The organism is Pseudomonas sp. 5P_5.1_Bac1 (genome assembly GCF_025466015.1).
Classification (GTDB): domain Bacteria; phylum Pseudomonadota; class Gammaproteobacteria; order Pseudomonadales; family Pseudomonadaceae; genus Aquipseudomonas.
The window spans coordinates 56,884-73,239 of record NZ_JANLNX010000115.1; the positions used below are offsets into that span (position 1 = coordinate 56,884).

17 protein-coding genes are annotated in these 16,356 nt (G+C 62.6%); 6 read left to right on the top strand and 11 right to left on the bottom strand.

Annotated features, from left to right (window positions below):
* Positions 1-16: 16 nt before the first annotated feature.
* The 3 genes from rssC to NTD82_RS26690 all read right to left on the bottom strand — a co-directional run bounded on the left by rssC (position 17) and on the right by NTD82_RS26690 (position 2,702).
* Positions 17-499, bottom strand: a complete 483-nt coding sequence (gene rssC / locus NTD82_RS26680; protein ID WP_095157885.1) for an anti-sigma factor antagonist RssC — start codon at positions 497-499, stop codon at positions 17-19.
* Positions 496-1,680: a two-component system response regulator RssB gene (gene rssB / locus NTD82_RS26685; RefSeq protein WP_110972653.1), complete on the bottom strand. Its 1,185-nt coding sequence runs from the start codon at positions 1,678-1,680 to the stop codon at positions 496-498. Before rssB ends, rssC begins: the two co-directional genes overlap by 4 nt.
* Positions 1,681-1,997: 317 nt before the next feature.
* Positions 1,998-2,702, bottom strand: coding sequence for a VacJ family lipoprotein (locus NTD82_RS26690; RefSeq protein WP_095157888.1), 705 nt, complete (start codon positions 2,700-2,702; stop codon positions 1,998-2,000).
* A 169-nt stretch (positions 2,703-2,871) separates the two neighbouring features.
* Between NTD82_RS26690 and NTD82_RS26695 the strand changes: the two genes are divergently transcribed.
* Positions 2,872-3,462 carry a phosphonoacetaldehyde phosphonohydrolase-related protein gene (locus NTD82_RS26695; protein WP_110972655.1) on the top strand — a complete coding sequence of 197 codons (591 nt, stop codon included), beginning with the start codon at positions 2,872-2,874 and terminating at the stop codon, positions 3,460-3,462.
* 122 nt (positions 3,463-3,584) lie between these two features.
* Positions 3,585-3,848, top strand: coding sequence for a DUF4404 family protein (locus NTD82_RS26700; protein ID WP_095157892.1), 264 nt, complete (start codon positions 3,585-3,587; stop codon positions 3,846-3,848).
* Between the two features lie 47 nt (positions 3,849-3,895).
* On the opposite strand, the gene queF is transcribed toward NTD82_RS26700, so the two are convergent.
* Together queF and NTD82_RS26710 are read right to left on the bottom strand one after the other, a co-directional pair.
* Positions 3,896-4,726, bottom strand: a complete 831-nt coding sequence (gene queF, locus NTD82_RS26705; RefSeq protein ID WP_262130901.1) for an NADPH-dependent 7-cyano-7-deazaguanine reductase QueF — start codon at positions 4,724-4,726, stop codon at positions 3,896-3,898.
* 57 nt (positions 4,727-4,783) lie between these two features.
* Complete coding sequence (locus NTD82_RS26710) at positions 4,784-5,275, bottom strand: cupredoxin family protein (protein WP_262130902.1); 492 nt, start codon at positions 5,273-5,275, stop codon at positions 4,784-4,786.
* Between the two features lie 153 nt (positions 5,276-5,428).
* Here NTD82_RS26710 and NTD82_RS26715 point away from each other — a divergent pair, with 153 nt between their 5' ends.
* Positions 5,429-6,109, top strand: a complete 681-nt coding sequence (locus NTD82_RS26715) for a heavy metal response regulator transcription factor (RefSeq protein ID WP_095157899.1) — start codon at positions 5,429-5,431, stop codon at positions 6,107-6,109.
* Positions 6,106-7,449, top strand: a complete 1,344-nt coding sequence (locus NTD82_RS26720) for a heavy metal sensor histidine kinase (RefSeq protein WP_262130970.1) — start codon at positions 6,106-6,108, stop codon at positions 7,447-7,449. Before NTD82_RS26715 ends, NTD82_RS26720 begins: the two co-directional genes overlap by 4 nt.
* 9 nt (positions 7,450-7,458) lie before the next feature.
* Here NTD82_RS26720 and NTD82_RS26725 read toward each other — a convergent pair whose 3' ends face one another.
* The 3 genes from NTD82_RS26725 to NTD82_RS26735 form a co-directional block, all read right to left on the bottom strand.
* The gene (locus NTD82_RS26725) at positions 7,459-8,703 is read right to left on the bottom strand and encodes a lipoprotein-releasing ABC transporter permease subunit (RefSeq protein ID WP_095157903.1); all 1,245 of its coding nucleotides are present in this window, start codon (positions 8,701-8,703) and stop codon (positions 7,459-7,461) included.
* Between the two features lie 66 nt (positions 8,704-8,769).
* On the bottom strand, positions 8,770-9,453 hold the full coding sequence (lolD, locus tag NTD82_RS26730; RefSeq protein WP_175653784.1) for a lipoprotein-releasing ABC transporter ATP-binding protein LolD: 684 nt from the start codon (positions 9,451-9,453) through the stop codon (positions 8,770-8,772).
* 7 nt (positions 9,454-9,460) lie between these two features.
* On the bottom strand, positions 9,461-10,711 hold the full coding sequence (locus tag NTD82_RS26735) for a lipoprotein-releasing ABC transporter permease subunit (RefSeq protein ID WP_262130903.1): 1,251 nt from the start codon (positions 10,709-10,711) through the stop codon (positions 9,461-9,463).
* A 94-nt stretch (positions 10,712-10,805) separates the two neighbouring features.
* Between NTD82_RS26735 and NTD82_RS26740 the strand changes: the two genes are divergently transcribed.
* Together NTD82_RS26740 and NTD82_RS26745 are read left to right on the top strand one after the other, a co-directional pair.
* Positions 10,806-11,393 carry a PilZ domain-containing protein gene (locus NTD82_RS26740; RefSeq protein WP_095157909.1) on the top strand — a complete coding sequence of 196 codons (588 nt, stop codon included), beginning with the start codon at positions 10,806-10,808 and terminating at the stop codon, positions 11,391-11,393.
* A gap of 27 nt (positions 11,394-11,420) precedes the next feature.
* Entirely contained in the window at positions 11,421-12,143 is a 723-nt protein-coding gene (locus NTD82_RS26745) for a glycerophosphodiester phosphodiesterase (RefSeq protein WP_095157911.1), read from the top strand.
* 42 nt (positions 12,144-12,185) lie between these two features.
* Here the strand turns inward: NTD82_RS26745 and sthA are convergent, their stop codons facing one another.
* The 3 genes from sthA to NTD82_RS26760 all read right to left on the bottom strand — a co-directional run bounded on the left by sthA (position 12,186) and on the right by NTD82_RS26760 (position 16,328).
* Positions 12,186-13,580: a Si-specific NAD(P)(+) transhydrogenase gene (sthA, locus tag NTD82_RS26750; protein ID WP_095157913.1), complete on the bottom strand. Its 1,395-nt coding sequence runs from the start codon at positions 13,578-13,580 to the stop codon at positions 12,186-12,188.
* 174 nt (positions 13,581-13,754) lie between these two features.
* A complete protein-coding gene (locus tag NTD82_RS26755; protein ID WP_262130904.1) occupies positions 13,755-14,777 on the bottom strand; it encodes an FAD:protein FMN transferase in 1,023 nt (340 codons plus the stop codon).
* Between the two features lie 87 nt (positions 14,778-14,864).
* Complete coding sequence (locus NTD82_RS26760) at positions 14,865-16,328, bottom strand: glyceraldehyde-3-phosphate dehydrogenase (RefSeq protein WP_095157917.1); 1,464 nt, start codon at positions 16,326-16,328, stop codon at positions 14,865-14,867.
* Between the last annotated feature and the right edge of the window lie 28 nt (positions 16,329-16,356).

The following is a 16,356-nucleotide window of genomic DNA, read 5'->3' on the forward strand; positions in this document are numbered from 1 at the left end:
TGAGGCCCTGAAGGGTTCAGCTACGCTCGAGCGCGTTCACCAGGTCATGGAAGGCTTCACGGTTGGAGTCATTCAAGCCCATCAGGATCTTGTGCGCCTCCAGCACCTTGGCCCGCACCACCTCTTCGTCCTGGTCCTGGGAAGGCAGGTCGGTCAGGCATTCCGGGCACGGAATCGGCCGGTCGACGATGTTGAACACCTGATCGAAGCCCATCGACTGCAACAGGCGAGTGATGTCGGCGTGGGTGGTCACCACGGTCGGCAGCAGGCCAACCTTCTGCCGCGACAGAATCGACAGCTTGGCCAACAGGCCGAGCGTGGTGCTGTCGATGCTCTGGGTTTCTGTGAGATCGATGACGATCGCCGAGAAATTCAGCGCGGTGAAGATCTTCTCAATAGTTGCATCCAGCGCCGAACACAGGGTCAGACGCACTTCACCGACAAACTTCAGAACAAAGGTGCCGCTCTGTTCGGCGAACTGGATTCTACCGGTACTCATTGAAGGTTCCTGCTCAACACCAATAGGGCGATATCATCCGGCATCTCCCCAAGCGTAGCCAATCCGAATCGTTGCCGCAGGCCATCCAGGCTGCCGCCCGCATCCCTGACAATCTCAGGCAGGGATGCTTCTTTTTCTTTGAGTGTTGCGCCGGGCAAAAGGTCCAGAATGCCATCAGATAGCAGGGTCAGGCTGAACTGCGACGGCAGCTCCAGGACGTGATCCTGGTACGTTGCTTCGTCGAACAGACCGACCGGCAATCCTCGGCCTTCCAGATAAAGGCTCTGCTCCGGGGTATACAGTACCGGCAGCGGCAGGTGGCCGCCGATGGCATAGGTCAGCAATCCGGTGTCTTCATCGATGACACCGCCAACCATGGTCACGTGCTTGCCCAGCTTGCAGTTGATCAGGCCGCGGTTGATGTGCCCGAGCACTTCCGACGGCTTGAAGTCCCGCAGGGTGCCGCTGCGCTTGAATTCGAACAGCAGGCGGGTGGTCATGAACTTCAGCAGTACGGTCACGAAGGCCGAGGACGCGCCATGGCCGGACACGTCCGCCAGGTAGAAGGCGATCCGCCGCTCGTCGACGCGGAAGTAATCAGCAAAGTCGCCAGAGAGATACAGCGACGGGATGATCTGGTGTTCGAAGGAAAACTCGCCAATGCTCCACGGACTTTCCGGGAGCATGTTCATCTGCACCTGGCGACCCGCTGTCTGGTCTTCCTGAAGCAGGTGGAGGCTGGCTTCAAGTTCGCGGTTGGCGGTTTCGAGCTTTTCCCGGTAGCGCTGGTTTTCCTTGATCAGGTACGCACGATCGAGCGCGCGGCGAACCGAGTGCTCGAGCACTGCGAGGTCTTCAAGCGGCTTGATCAGGTAATCGGCAGCGCCCAGACGCAGGGCTTCGACAGCATCGTTCATCACGCCCGCACCGGAAACCACGATCACCGGCAGGTCAGGCGCACGTTCGGTCACTTGTCGGATCAGCTCCAGACCGCCCATTTGCGGCATGCGCAGGTCACAGAGCACAAGGTCGGGACGATCCTGCTCGAAGACTTGAAGGCCCTGCTGGCCATTGCTTGCCTGCAGGACACTGAAACCGCTGTCTTCCAGGTAGGCGGCGAGGCTCTCGCGCACCACGTCGTCGTCATCGATTATCAGCAGCGTTGCACTGGTTTTCTGCATGTGGGCAAACGGCGCCAGAAATAGGTTGGCGTAAGCGGCTCGACAGGTTGGAGCACACGTACTGGATTCTCTTCTAGCCACTCTGTCTATCTGAGTTGTAGGTCAGAAAAAGCCGACCGACAACTTGCAGAGGTGCCCTGTAAGGCGCAGACGGTACTCCCATCCGCCAGGCGTTTCAAGCATGCACCGCCGCTCGCGTGCGGCTGTTTGCAGTGCAAATCACCGGTGGTTATAAAAACCCGGTTTGTGGCAACTCAATGGAAGGATGCCCCAATGAAAAAGGCGACCCGGAGGTCGCCTTTTCTACTTGCCGACGATCAGAAATCGTCTTCGACGTCGCCGTCCTTGACCTTGAACTCGCGGTTCTGCAGGTAGGCGTTGCGGATGAAGATGTACTTGTCGCCCTGGATCATCTTCTCCGCCGACAGCAGGCTGGCGCGTGTGTCGACCAGGTCGACGCCGATCGCGGTGTTGCGGGTCGGCACGTGATTCACGTAGCGGTAGGGTTCAGTGTAGGTATCGGGATACTTGCCCAGCGCATCGCGCACGGTGCTCGGACCCAGCAACGGCAGCATCACGTAAGGACCGCTGTGTACACCCCAGTAGCCCAGGGTCTGGCCGAAGTCTTCATCATTGCGCTGCAGGCCCATTTTGGTCCCCACATCGAAGAAGCCGCCAAGACCGAAGGTGGTGTTGACGATCAGCCGGGCGGTATCGACACCGGCCGCATGGGGCTTGAGCTGGAGGATGTTGTTGGCCAGGTTGGTCACATCACCCAGGTTGAGGAACATGTTATGGATGCCGTCTTCCACGAACTGCGGCGTTACAAACCGGTAGCCCTGGGCGATCGGCTTGAACGCATAGGTGTCGACCGTGTCGTTGAAACGGAAAATCGGCCGGTTGATGCTTTCCCAAGGGTCTTCCTCGGTAGCCGCCTGAGCCGCGAAAGGCGCCAGCAGCGCAGTTGCGCACACGCTGGCCCGGAACAAACGATCGAGCACGCTCGCACCGATCCCACGCATAGATGTTCTCCTGATGAACGCAACGCGCGAAACAGCTCCGCGCCAAAGTGGACGAGTATAAAGCCTAGTAACGTTTGCGTCGCAAATAGTTGACGCCACGCGCGTCAAACGCCCGTCACCAAATCGTCACGAACGGCCAGTAGTGTCCTGATATTTCAGGGATGTTGCCATGCCTCACGCGCCCGCCTTCACCGCGCTCCTGTTCGGACTTCGTGGCTGCCTGGTCGACTTCGGCGGCCGTAGCCTGGACAGCGCGCCGGACCTCCCCGTTCTCCCCACCCCCGGTGCCCTCGACGTACTCGACTGGCTACGCCGCCATCGCGTGCCCTGCGCCTGGCTGGACGAAGTGCCGGCGCACACCGGCCAACACCTGAGCCGCGCCCTGCCCGACTGGCTGGCGGCAACGCCGCACCACGACGCCAAGCCCTGGCCCGCGCCGGACGCCTGTTGGCGGGCATTGATGGCCATCGAGGCCAGGCAACTGGATGGCTGTGTGCTGATCAGCGGCGAACCGCGGCTGCTCCAGGCCGGCCTCAATGCCGGCCTGTGGACCATCGGCCTGGCGGCCTGCGGCCCGTTGTGCGGGTTATCCGAAACCGAGTGGCAAGCGCTGGACGACAAGCAGCGCGAGCACAAACGCGGCAAGGCCACCCTGCAACTGTTCAGCCTCGGCGTGCATTCGGTGATCGATCATTTGCAGGAGCTGGCCGACTGCCTCGCCGATATCAGCCAGCGCCGGCTCAAGGGCGAAAAACCCTGATCACCCGCGCTTGATCCGGATCATGCAAAGCCGGCCCGTGTGGATTAATCTGTCAGCCATGCATGGACCTTTCGCACAAGGCAGGGGTCCATGGCTGTGCCTACTGATAAAGGGAGATCACCATGCCTGCCCGCGAACTGCAAGAACAGCTCAACACCCTGCGCGAGCAACTGGAGCAAAACCCGCCGCTGTCGCTGGAAGAGCGTGAGCAACTCCAGGTGCTGATGCAGCAAATCGATGCCCAGATCAAACTGGAAGCGGCAACCCAGGACACCAACCTGGTCGACGGCGTCAACCTCGCCGTGGAACGCTTCGAGGTCGATCACCCGGGCCTGACCGCCACCTTGCGCAATATCGTTCAGAGCCTGCAAAGCATGGGGATCTGAACCCACCCCGCTCAAATAAAAAGCCCCGTCTAGACGGGGCTTTTTCGTTACTGCCGGACCAACCGCCGGTTATCCGGGCTCACCTGACCGAGGCTGCGGTACGGGTTGATGTCCAGCCCGCCACGGCGCACATAGCGCGCGTACACCGTCAGGTGCTGCGGATCGAGCAGGCGCTTGAGGTCGAGGAAGATGCGCTCCACGCACTGCTCATGGAAGTCCGCGTGCTGGCGGAAACTGATCAGGTACGTCAGCAGGCTTGCCGCATCCAGCTCCGGGCCGCGGTATTCGACGACCACGCTGCCCCAGTCCGGCTGACCGGTCACCGGGCAGTTGGACTTGAGCAAATGGCTGTGCAGGGTCTGCTCGACCACCTTGTCCGTGTTGCAACGCAGCAACTCAGGTTGCGGTTGCTCGTAGTTGCTGATGCTGACGTCCAGCTCGTCGATGCACTGGCCCGGCAACCCGGCTACACCCTCTTTTTCCACATCACCCAGGCGGCGGATACGCACGCTCACCGGCTTGCCGGCGGCCGCGCCGAGGTCTTTCTCCAGGCAGGCCTGCAGCGCCTGCGGCGAGTCGAAAGCAGTCTGGTTCAGCGAATTGAGGTAGAGCTTGAACGACTTGGACTCGATGATGTTCGGCGAATCCGCAGGAATGGCGAACTCACCGATGGCCACCACCGGCTTGCCCGATGGCAGCAGCCAGGACAGCTCGAAGCAGTTCCAGAAATCGGTGCCGTGCCACGGCAGGGTCTCGGCGCTGACGCCCAGCTCGGCCCATTTGGCGGTACGCGGGATCGGGAACAGCAACGAAGGCGTGTAAGTGGAAACGTATTCGCTGGCTTTACCCAGCGGGGAATGTTCTGCAGCGGGGTGCATGGCTCAAACCTGAAGGACGAAATTGCCGTAGTTTATCGGGTTTGCGCCTGCCTTTGGTCATTGCGCGATAGTCAGCTTGCCAACCATCCCGGCCTGATAGTGCCCCGGCACGTTGCAGGCGAACTCGATCGGGGTCGACTGGCTGAAGCTCCAGGTCAATTCACCGCGCTGGCCCGGCGCGACCATCACCATGTTCGGCTCGTCATGCTGCATCGCGCCGTGCTCCATTCCCCCATGGCCCATGCTGGCGTGGTCCATGGTCGCCATCGCCAGCATTTCCTTCTGGTGCTGCGCATGCATGGCCGCATCGCCAAGGTTGAACTCGTGGGCCACCTGACCCTTGTTGATCACCACGAAGCGCACCGTCTCGCCGGCCTTCACTTCCAGGCTGCGCGGCTCGAAGTACATGTCGCCCAGCACCACCTCGACGGTGCGCGTAGCCTTGGCCGCTGGCGCTGGCTGGCCGAAAGCGAACGCGTGTGCGCCCGGCGCGGCCATGGCCGGAAGGCTGAGCAGTGCGAGGACGGCAGCGGTTATCAGGGATTTCATCGGGGTGTTCCTCATCATCGATCGCTTCATGCCGCCATCGTGCAAAGCCGGCGCTGGCGTCCACCTGACGAAAAGATTACAACTTTGTCAGCTTCGCCCTGCCTGAATGCAGGAAAGGTATAACGTCCCTGCCCCACCGCCTCCGAGAACCCCATGAAACTGTTGATCGTCGAAGACCAGGCCAAGACCGGCCAGTACCTGCGCCAGGGCCTCAGCGAGGCCGGGTTCAGTACCGAGCTGGCCAACGACGGCGACAGCGGCCAGCACCTGGCCCTGACCGGCGACTATGACCTGCTGATCCTCGATGTGATGCTGCCCGGTCGCAATGGCTGGCAGATTCTCCAGGCTGTGCGTGACGCCGGCCTCAATGTGCCGGTGCTGTTCCTCACCGCCCGCGATGCCGTGGAAGACCGGGTCCACGGCCTGGAACTGGGCGCCGACGACTATCTGGTCAAGCCGTTCGCCTTCTCCGAGCTGCTGGCGCGGGTCCGCACCCTGCTGCGTCGCGGCCTCAACCCGGCTCAGGAAACCACCCTCGGCCTGGCCGACCTGCGCCTGGACCTGATCCGCCGCCGGGTCGAACGCGGCGGCCAGCGCCTGGACCTGACCGCCAAGGAGTTCGCCCTGCTGGAACTGCTGCTGCGGCGCCAGGGCGAGGTGCTGCCTAAATCGCTGATTGCGTCGCAGGTCTGGGACATGAATTTCGACAGCGACACCAACGTCATCGAAGTGGCGATCCGCCGGCTGCGTCTGAAGATCGACGATGCCCACGACAATAAGCTGATCCACACGGTGCGCGGCATGGGCTATGTGCTCGAAGAGCGTCCGGCCTGATGCTCCGGCTGTCCCTCGGCGCCCGCCTCGCCCTGCTGTTCGCCGCCTGCACCGCCGTGGTGTCGCTGCTGGCGGGGATCCTGTTCAGCCGCGCCAGCGAAACCCACTTCATCGAACTCGACCAGCAATTGCTCAACAGCCGCCTGCCGGTCCTGCAGCGCATGCTCGAGGGTGTGCACAGCAGCGCCGACCTCGCCTTGCGCCTGCCCGCCCTGCAGAGCGAACTGAGCCACCAGTCCGATCTGGCCCTGCGTATCCGCGGCACCGACGGCGAGATCTGGTTTGACAGTCGCGCGGGCCTACCTGATGCGCCGGCAGGGCCTGGCCTGAACACCCTGCGCGCCGAACATGCCGACTACCGCAGCCTCGGCGTGCAACTGCCAGACCTGCAACTGACGCTGCTGCTCGACATCACCCACCACCAGCACTTCCTGCAACGCATGCAGCGGCTGATCTGGCTGACCGTCGGCCTCTGCGCCCTGGCCACCGCCCTGCTCGGGGTCTGGGCTGCGCGCAGCGGCCTGCGCCCGTTGCGCCAGATGGGCGAGATTGCCGCCAGCGTTTCCGCCCGCTCGCTGACCACCCGCCTGCCGGTGGGGCAGATGCCGGTGGAACTGGCGGAACTGGCAACCACGATGAACGCCATGCTGGAGCGACTGGACGACGCCTTCCAGCGCCTCTCGGCCTTCTCCGCCGATATCGCCCATGAATTACGCACGCCGCTGTCGAACCTGCTGACCCACACCCAGGTCACCCTGACCCGGCCGCGCAGCCTGGACGAATACCGCGAAGCGCTGCACGGCAACCTCGAAGAGCTGCAATGGATGGCGCAACTGGTCAACGACATGCTTTACCTGGCCAAGGCCGACCACGGCCTGCTGATGCCCAACCGTGAGCCATTGGCGTTGCACGAGGAAGTCGATGCGCTGCTGGAGTATTACGCGCCACTGGCCGAGGACGCCCAGGTCCGGCTGGCGCGCAACGGCGCCGCCACGCTGGACGGCGACCGGCATATGCTGCGCCGCGCCTTGTCCAACCTGCTCGACAATGCGCTGCGCTACACCGCACAGGGAGGAGATATTCAGGTAGGTATCGAGGAAAGTGGCGGGCAACTACGCCTGGAAGTGGTCAACCGCGGCGAGCCGATCGATCCGGCGCTGCTGCCGCGGCTGTTCGATCGTTTCTACCGCGCCGACCCGGCACGCCGGGCCGGCAGCAGCGAACATGCGGGGCTGGGCCTGGCCATCACCCAATCCATCGTCCGTGCCCATGGCGGGACGCTGCGCGCCGAATCGGCCGATGGCTGGACGCGTTTCATCATCCAGCTACCGGCCGCCTGACAACGCCGTTTACTCGTAGCGCAGCGCCATGGCCGGCTCGACCTGCGATGCACGCCAGGCCGGGTAAATCGTCGCGAGAAAGCTCATCACCAGGCCGGCGCTGCAGATCAGCGCCACATCGCCCCACTGCAACTCCGATGGCAGCGAGCTGATGAAATACACGTCAGAGGTGAAGATATGCTGGCCGCTGATGCGCTCCAGCCAACCCACCAGCGCGCTGACATTCAACGCCGCTAACACCCCGAACACACCGCCGATCAGGGTGCCGACCACGCCGATCAGGCTGCCCTGAACCATGAACGCGCCCATGATCTGCCCGGGTGTTGCGCCGATGGTGCGCAGGATGGCGATATCCGCGCCCTTGTCGTTCACTACCATGATCAGGGTGGCGATGATGTTGAACGCCGCCACCGCGATGATCATCAGCAGCAACAGGCCGATCATGGTCTTTTCCATTTTCATGGCGCTGAACAGGCTGCCCTGGGTGTGGGTCCAGTCGTCGGCGCGGTACTGATCGCCAAGGCCCGCGACAATCGCCGCGGACACCGCCGGCGCGGCGTACAGATCCTTGAGCTTGAGGCGCACGCTCTGCACCTGGTTCGGCTCCCAACGCTGCATCTGCGCGGCGTCGGCCACATGGATCATGCCCATGGAGCCATCCAGCTCGGCGCCTACCTTGAAGATCCCGACCACGTTGAGGCGCTGCATGCGCGGGGTGATGCCACCCGCTTCGCTGCTCACCTCGGGCACGATCAAGGTCAGCTTGTCACCGACGCTCAGGCGGAAACGCCGCGCGGTGATTTCGCCGATGACCACGCCGAACTCGCCCGGCTTGAGGTCTTCCAGGCGACCCTGGACGATGTGCTCGGCGACGATCGAAACCTTGCCTTCCTGTTCCGGGTCGATGCCATTGATCTTGATCGGCTGCATCGAGCCCTTGTAGGAAAGCATGCCTTCCATTTCGGTGAAGGGCACCGCGGCGATGACCTCGGGATTCTTCAACGCGGCGGCGGCCACCGGCTGCCAGTCGTCCAGCGGCTTGACGCCGACGATGGTGGCGTGCGGCACCATGCCGAGGATGCGCGAGCTCATCTCGCGCTGGAAGCCGTTCATCACCGACAACACCACGATCATCGCCAGCACGCCCAGGGACAGGCCGATCATCGATGTCATGGAAATGAACGAGATGAAATGGTTGCGGCGCTTGGCGCGGGTGTAGCGCGCGCCGATGAAAATAGACAAGGGTCTGAACATGAACGGATGCACCCAGCAAGAATAACGGCCAGGGCGCCCGGCATCGGCACGGGCGCCCTCCTCGAATCAGATCGGAACCAGGTGACCCTCTTCCAGGCGCAGCACACGATCCATCTGCCGCGCCAGGTTCAGGTCATGGGTCACCACCAGGAACGCGGTCTGCGACGAGCTGCTCAGCTCGCGCATCAGGTCCTGGATGCCCTGGGCGGTGTGCTGGTCGAGGTTGCCGGTGGGCTCGTCGAGCATCACCAGGCCCGGCCGGTTGACCAGGGCGCGGGCGATGGCCACGCGCTGGCGCTCGCCACCGGAGAGTTCGGACGGCTTGTGGCTCAGGCGGTGACCGAGACCGACACGCTTGAGCAGCGCCTCGGCGCGCTCGCGGGCTTCCGGGATCGGCGTGCGGCCGATCAGCAGCGGCATGCACACGTTTTCCAGCGCGGTGAATTCCGGCAACAGGTGATGGAACTGGTAGACGAAGCCCAGCGCGCGGTTGCGCAGCAGGCCGCGGGCACGCTCGCCGAGGGCCGAAAGCTCCTCGCCGGCCAGCCAGACGCTGCCTTGGCTCGGCGTATCGAGGCCGCCCAGCAGGTTGAGCAAGGTGCTCTTGCCCGAACCGGAACTGCCGACGATCGCGACCCGCTCACCGGGGAGCAGTTCCAGTTGCAGGTTCGACAGCACCTGCACCGACTCCGGGCCTTCCTCATAGGATTTGCCCAGGTTGCGGCAACTCAGTACGGCTTTATCACTCATGCCCAACTCACTCATAACGAAGCGCCTCCGCGGGCTGGGTGCGTGCCGCACGCCAGGCCGGATACAGGGTGGCGAGGAAACTCAGGACCAGCGCCGCGCCACAGACCATCCACACGTCTTCGGCCATGATCCGCGACGGCAGGTAGTCGATGAAGTAGACATCGGCGTTGAGGAACTTGTGACCGATCAGCCGCTCGAGGCCGGCGATGGCGGCACTGACGTTGAGCGCCGCAAGGATCCCGACCGCGGCGCCGATGGCCGTGCCGACCACGCCGATCACCGTGCCCTGGACCATGAAGATCGCCATGATCTGCCGCGGCGTCGAACCAAGGGTCCGCAGGATCGCGATATCGCCGCGCTTGTCGTTCACCACCATCACCAGCGTGGAAATGATATTGAACGCCGCCACCGCGACGATCAGCAGCAGCAACAGGCCGATCATGGCCTTTTCCATGCGAATCGCCTGGTACAGGTTGCCGTAGCTGCGGGTCCAGTCGCGGGCATAGAACTCCTGCTCGCCCAGTTGCCGGGCAATGTTGTAGGCGTTGCGCGGGGCCTGGAACAGGTCGTCGAATTTCAGCCGCAGGCCCTGGACCTGATCAGCTTTCCAGCGGTGCAGGCGGGACAGGTCGGAGAGGTTGGTCAGGCCCAGGTAGCCGTCGATTTCACCGGCGCCGACATGGAAGATGCCGGTCACGGTGAAACGCTTCATGCGCGGGAACATCCCGGCCGGGGTGACAGTGACCTCGGGCGCGACGAAGGTCAGCTTGTCGCCGACGCTGACGCCCAGTTTGGCGGCCGCCTTGTCGCCGATCATGATGCCGAAGCTGCCGGGTTCCAGGTCTTCGAGGCGGCCTTCGCGGATGAAGTCGCCGATAATCGAAACCTTGCGCTCTTGCGCCGGGTCAACACCGTTGAGCAGTACCTTCTGTACCTTGCCTTCGTGGGTCAGCAAACCCTGCATCTGAGTGAATGGCGCTACCGCCAGCACGGACGGATTCTGCTTAACTCTATCGGCAAGGGCCGGCCAATCGCTCAGCGGTTGACCGGTCTCAAGCGTGGCATGAGGGACCATGCCCAGTACGCGGGTACGCATCTCATGATCGAAGCCGTTCATGACCGAGAGCACCACGATCATCACCACCACGCCGAGGGCGAGGCCGATCATCGAGGTCAGGGAAATGAACGAAACGAAGTGATTGCGCCGCTTGGCACGGGTGTAGCGCGTACCGATGTATACGAAAAGAGGTCTGAACATGTCGGGGCTTGTTCGGATGAAAGAGGAACGTCCTTGTGGCGGGGCCAGGACGGCGGATTTACACTCAGACCACCGCCGCTACCATGGGTTCGCCATGTCGACAATAGATGAAGAAGATCGCCGCGAATACTACCGTATCGAGGACCGGATCGCACTGGAAATTACCCCGCTGAGCGCGGCTGAAGCCCTTGGCACAGACTTGTTGCAGGATGATTCACCGCTGTTCAATCTGCTTAGCGAACTGCACCTCAGCGAGTTCGAATCCCAGCACCTGCTACGCCAGCTCAGCGAAAAGGATCGCACCCTGGCGGCCTTCCTCAAGGCCCAGAACAAACGCATCGACCTGCTCAGTGCAGTGGTGGCACAGACCCTGATCGGCGAGATTGGCGCGCCGCAGCCGGTCATCCTGTCCGAAGGCGGTGTCGAGTTCACGCACGCCAGCGCGTTCACGCCCGGCAGCCGCGTGGCACTGAAAATGGTGCTGATGCCGCGGGCCTCGGGCTTGCTGTTGCGAGCGAAAGTCACGCACTGTGACAAGAAGGCCGACGGCCATTACGAGATCGGTACCGAATTCGTCGATATCAGTGACGCCCAGCGTCAACTGCTGGCGCGCTACATCCTGCAACGGCAGGCGCAACAGCGCCGCCAGGCCCTGGAACAGAACGGCCCGGCAGCCTCCTGAGCTTCAGTCTTTCTTGAAGGAACAAACGTGACCCAGATTTACGGCCATCGTGGCGCCAAGGGCGAAGCCCCCGAAAACACCCTGACCAGCTTCCAGCAGTGCCTGAAACACGGCGTGCGGCGTTGCGAACTCGATCTGCACCTGTCAGCCGACAACGAACTGATGGTGATCCACGATCCTACCCTCAAGCGCACCACCGGCCGTCGCGGCAAGGTGGTGGAGCACAGCGCTGCGGAGCTTGTGACCTACGACGCACGCAACGGTGGTCCGGGCTGGGTGCAGCCGTGCCCGATCCCGCGCCTGGAAGAGTTGTTCGAGAAATGCCCGTTCGAGCACTGGCAACTGGAGGTCAAGAGCGCCTCGCGCACCCGCGCCGCCACCACGGTCCTGGCCATCCGGGAAATGGCCCAGCGCTTCGGCCTGCTCGACAAGGTGACCATCACCTCCAGCTCGCGGGAAGTGCTCGCCGCTGCCCTGGAACTGACGCCGGACATCTCACGTGGCCTGGTAGCGGAATACACCTGGCTCGACCCGCTGAAGGTCGCGCAGAACTATGGTTGTGAATTGCTGGCACTGAACTGGACGCACTGCAGCCCCGAACGCCTGGCCAAGGCCCAGCGCCAGGGGCTGCATGTGTCGGTGTGGACGGTCAACGAACCGGCGCTGATGCGTCGGCTCGCTGACTTCGGCGTAGACAGCCTGATTACAGACTTTCCCGGTTTGGCCACTGCCACCCTCGAGAATCGCTGAAATCGGTCTCCCCGGCCGGCTCAGGCCACCGGCCGGAGCCGCTCAAAAAAGCCGGTTGAGGCCGTCGTACGCAGCCACCCGATAGGCCTCGGCCATGGTCGGGTAGTTGAAGGTGGTGTTGACGAAGTACTTCAGCGTATTGCGCTCACCCGGCTGGTCCATGATGGCCTGGCCGATGTGGACGATCTCCGACGCCTGGTAGCCGAAGCAGTGCACGCCGAGGATTTCCAGGGTTTCGCGGTGGAACAGGATCTTCAGCATGCCTTGCGGCTCGCCGGCGATCTGCGCACGCGCCATGCTCTTGAAGAACGCCTTGCCGACTTCGTAAGGCACCTTGGCCTGGGTCAGCTCCTGCTCGTTCTTGCCGATCGAGCTGATCTCCGGAATGGTGTAGATCCCGGTCGGCACGTCGTTGACGAAGCGCCAGCTACCGTTGTCGACGATGCTGCCGGCCGCCGAGCGACCCTGGTCGTGGGCAGCACTGGCCAGGCTTGGCCAGCCGATCACGTCACCGGCGCCATAGATGTTCGGCACCTGGGTCCGGTAGGCTTCGTCGACTTCGATCTGGCCACGGCTGTTGACCTTGATGCCGATGTTTTCCAGGCCCAGGCGGTCGGTGTTGCCGGTACGGCCGTTGCACCAGAGCAAGGCGTCGGCCTTGATCTTCTTGCCCGATTTCAGGTGCAGGATCACACCGTTGTCCAGGCCTTCGACACGCTCGTAGTCTTCGTTGTGGCGAACAGTGATGTTGTTGTTGCTGAAGTGATAGCTCAGGGCCTGGGAGATTTCCGAGTCCAGGAAGCTGAGCAACTGGCCACGGTTGTCCACCAGTTCCACCAACACGCCGAGACCGCTGAAGATCGACGCGTATTCGCAGCCGATCACACCAGCGCCGTAGACGATCAGTTTGCGCGGGGTGTGGCCGAGGCTGAGGATGGTGTCGCTATCGTAGATACGCGGGTGGTGGAAATCGATATCGGCCGGGCGATAAGGACGCGAGCCAGTGGCGATGATGATGTGCTTGGCCACCAGCTTCTCGACCACACCGTTGGCGCAGACCACTTCGATGGTCTGCTCGTCGGCGAAGCTGCCGGTGCCGACGAACACGTCGACGCGGTTGCGGGCGTAGTAGCCGGTACGCGAAGCGACCTGCTTGGAGATCACCTTTTCCGCGCTTTTCAGCACGTCAGGGAACGAGAACCAGCGCGGCTCACCAATGGCCCGGAACATCGGGTTGGTGTTGAACTGCATGATCTGGCGCACCGAGTGACGCAGGGCCTTGGACGGGATGGTGCCCAGATGGGTGCAGTTGCCGCCGACCTGACGACGGCTATCGACCATCGCTACCTTGCGTCCTGCTTTGGCGGCATTCATTGCCGCCCCTTCTCCTGCGGGGCCGGAACCCAGCACCACTACGTCGTAGTTGTAGACAGCCATGCGTACTCCTTCAGAACAGGCCCGGGCGCCAGGTCAGCGGCCGGGGCTTCGATCATGACGCCTCGGGGGGCGCCATGAAAAAATTCGGGTGCAGTCTAATCAAGCTTGAACGGCGCGCACATTAACCCTTGGTCGCGTCGTAGGCTATTTTTCTCTGCACTACATGCAAGACATTCATTTCTCGTTCGTTGCGTCGCCCGTTCCGACGATTCGCTCGAATGCCGGGGTCACACGGGCAATGAACCCCGTCTCGGCCCGCACCACAAATACGGCGGCGAGGTCCTGTGCCACGGCAAACTCCCAGCCCTGCTCCGGGCCCAGTATCAGCAACAGCGTGGAATAACCGTCAGCCACCAGCGCGGAGGGATCGAACACCGTCACCGCCGCCAGCGCATGCGCGACCGGCCGGCCAAGACGGGCGTCGAAGGTGTGGGAAAAACGCTGGCCATTCTCCTCGAAATAGTTGCGGTAGTCACCCGACGTCGACACACCAAGGCCGTCGATACTGAGCACCTGCTGGGCAATCTGGCGGTCTTCGCGCGGCAGTTCCAGAGCGACCCGCCAGGGACTGTCGTCAGGCTTGTACCCCACGGCCTTGAGCTCGCCCGTGACCTCCACCAGCATATTGTTGATGCCCAGGGCGCGCAGGCGCTCGACGATCAGATCAACACTGTAGCCGGCGGCGATGCTGTTGAAGTCCAGCTCCAGGGCGATGTCCTTGCACAACTGCTCGCCGTCGATGCGCAGATGGCCCTGGCCAATACGCTGGCGCACCTCTGCCAGCCGGTTCGGATCGGGGATTTTCTCCTCCCGCGCCAGGGGACCGAACCCCCACAGGTCCAGCAGCGGCTCGACACTCAGGTCGAAGGCCCCACCACTTTCGCGCCACAGCGTGTCGCCCAGTTGCACCAGCTTGAGCACACCTTCCGGCATGACCTGACAGCTGCCTGCGGGCAGACGATTGAAGCGCGCGACCATGGAATCGCTACGGTAGGTGGAAAACTGCTGGTCGATGCTCGCGAGAATGCCCTCGATCTCGCGCTGCACCTGCTCCGCATCCGGCCCCTCGGCGGGCCGCACGTACTGCACGGTGTAGCTGCTGCCCATGGTGGGGCCGCTGATGCGCTCGACCGGGTCGTCCTTTTCGCAGCCGGCCAACATCAACAAAGCACAGAGGGTGCCCAAGGCTGCTTTCAAAACGCTCCTCCTTACTCGGCCGGCTTCACAACGCTCAAAAAAAACGGGAACCCGTAGGTTCCCGTTCTTTTCAACACACCAAGAAGCTTAGCGTGGGAATGCAGGCGGGTTCACACCAGCCATGTCTTCCATCACGCGCACTACCTGGCAGCTGTAACCGAACTCGTTGTCGTACCAGACGTACAGAACAACGCGGCTGTCGTTGCAGATAGTCGCTTCGGCATCGACCACACCCGCGTGGCGGGAGCCGACGAAGTCGGTGGAGACCACTTCCTGGGAGCTCACGTAGTCGATCTGCTTGTGCAGTTCCGAGTGCATGGCGGTCTGACGCAGGTACTCGTTGATCTCGTCGCGCGAGGTCGCCTTTTCCAGGTTCAGGTTCAGGATGGCCATGGAGACGTTCGGCGTCGGAACGCGGATGGCGTTGCCGGTCAGCTTGCCCTTCAGGACAGGCAGAGCCTTGGCGGCGGCGGTAGCAGCGCCAGTCTCGGTGATCACCATGTTCAGCGGCGCGGCGCGGCCACGACGGCTGCCCTTGTGGAAGTTGTCGATCAGGTTCTGGTCGTTGGTGAACGAGTGAACGGTTTCGACGTGGCCGTTGATGATGCCGTACTTGTCATTCACGGCTTTCAGCACCGGCACGATGGCGTTGGTGGTGCAGGAAGCGGCGGAGATGATCTTGTCGTCGGCGGTGATTTCGCCGTGGTTGATGCCGTGAACGATGTTCTTCAGCGCGCCCTTGCCAGGTGCGGTGAGGATCACACGGGCAGCGCCCGGGCAGGCCAGGTGCTGGCCCAGGCCGTCGGCGTCACGCCATACACCGGTGTTGTCGACGATCAGGGCATTGTTGATGCCGTACTGGGTGTAGTCGACTTCACTCGGGCTCTTGGCATAGATCACCTGGATCAGGTTGCCGTTGGCGGTGATGGTGTTGTTTTCTTCGTCGATGGTGATGGTGCCATCGAACGGACCGTGAACCGAGTCACGGCGCAGCAGGCTGGCACGCTTGACCAGATCGTTCTCGGCGCCTTTGCGCACAACGATGGCCCGCAGGCGCAGGCCGTCGCCGCCACCGGTTTTCTCGATCAGGATGCGCGCCAACAGGCGGCCGATGCGACCGAAGCCGTACAGGACAACGTCGGTGCCTTTGCGTGCGGAAGCGTTCTGCTGACCGACGACTTCAGCCAGTTCTTCGCGAACGAACTGCTCGGCGCTACGGCCATTGCCTTCCAGCTTGAACTTGTTGGCCAGCTTGCCGAGGTCAACCGAAGCAGCGCCCAGTTTCAGCTCGCTCATGGCCTTGAGCAGGGGGAATGTCTCGTGGACGGACAGTTCGGTTTCGTCAGTCTGGCGATGGCGAGCAAAGCGGTGAGCCTTGAGGATCGCGATCACCGAACGGTTGATCAGGCTACGGCCATAGATCGAGCTCACCACGTTGTTATTGCGGTAGAGCTGACCGATAAGCGGGATCATCGCTTCTGCAAGTGCTTCACGATCGATCCACTCACCAAGACACTGGTCGGGCTTCTGAGTCACGGGAACCTTCCACATGTAGGGACAGAAAAAAGGGGCTACATTA

Excerpts from the sequence above, each read along its gene's own strand:
- rssC (WP_095157885.1), bottom strand. The coding sequence starts at position 499 with ATGAGTACCGGTAGAATCCAGTTCGCCGAACAGAGCGGCACCTTTGTT.
- rssB (WP_110972653.1), bottom strand. The coding sequence starts at position 1,680 with ATGCAGAAAACCAGTGCAACGCTGCTGATAATCGATGACGACGACGTG.
- NTD82_RS26690 (WP_095157888.1), bottom strand. The coding sequence starts at position 2,702 with ATGCGTGGGATCGGTGCGAGCGTGCTCGATCGTTTGTTCCGGGCCAGC.
- NTD82_RS26695 (WP_110972655.1), top strand. The coding sequence starts at position 2,872 with ATGCCTCACGCGCCCGCCTTCACCGCGCTCCTGTTCGGACTTCGTGGC.
- NTD82_RS26700 (WP_095157892.1), top strand. The coding sequence starts at position 3,585 with ATGCCTGCCCGCGAACTGCAAGAACAGCTCAACACCCTGCGCGAGCAA.
- queF (WP_262130901.1), bottom strand. The coding sequence starts at position 4,726 with ATGCACCCCGCTGCAGAACATTCCCCGCTGGGTAAAGCCAGCGAATAC.
- NTD82_RS26710 (WP_262130902.1), bottom strand. The coding sequence starts at position 5,275 with ATGAAATCCCTGATAACCGCTGCCGTCCTCGCACTGCTCAGCCTTCCG.
- NTD82_RS26715 (WP_095157899.1), top strand. The coding sequence starts at position 5,429 with ATGAAACTGTTGATCGTCGAAGACCAGGCCAAGACCGGCCAGTACCTG.
- NTD82_RS26725 (WP_095157903.1), bottom strand. The coding sequence starts at position 8,703 with ATGTTCAGACCCTTGTCTATTTTCATCGGCGCGCGCTACACCCGCGCC.
- lolD (WP_175653784.1), bottom strand. The coding sequence starts at position 9,453 with ATGAGTGATAAAGCCGTACTGAGTTGCCGCAACCTGGGCAAATCCTAT.
- NTD82_RS26735 (WP_262130903.1), bottom strand. The coding sequence starts at position 10,711 with ATGTTCAGACCTCTTTTCGTATACATCGGTACGCGCTACACCCGTGCC.
- NTD82_RS26740 (WP_095157909.1), top strand. The coding sequence starts at position 10,806 with ATGTCGACAATAGATGAAGAAGATCGCCGCGAATACTACCGTATCGAG.
- sthA (WP_095157913.1), bottom strand. The coding sequence starts at position 13,580 with ATGGCTGTCTACAACTACGACGTAGTGGTGCTGGGTTCCGGCCCCGCA.
- NTD82_RS26760 (WP_095157917.1), bottom strand. The coding sequence starts at position 16,328 with ATGTGGAAGGTTCCCGTGACTCAGAAGCCCGACCAGTGTCTTGGTGAG.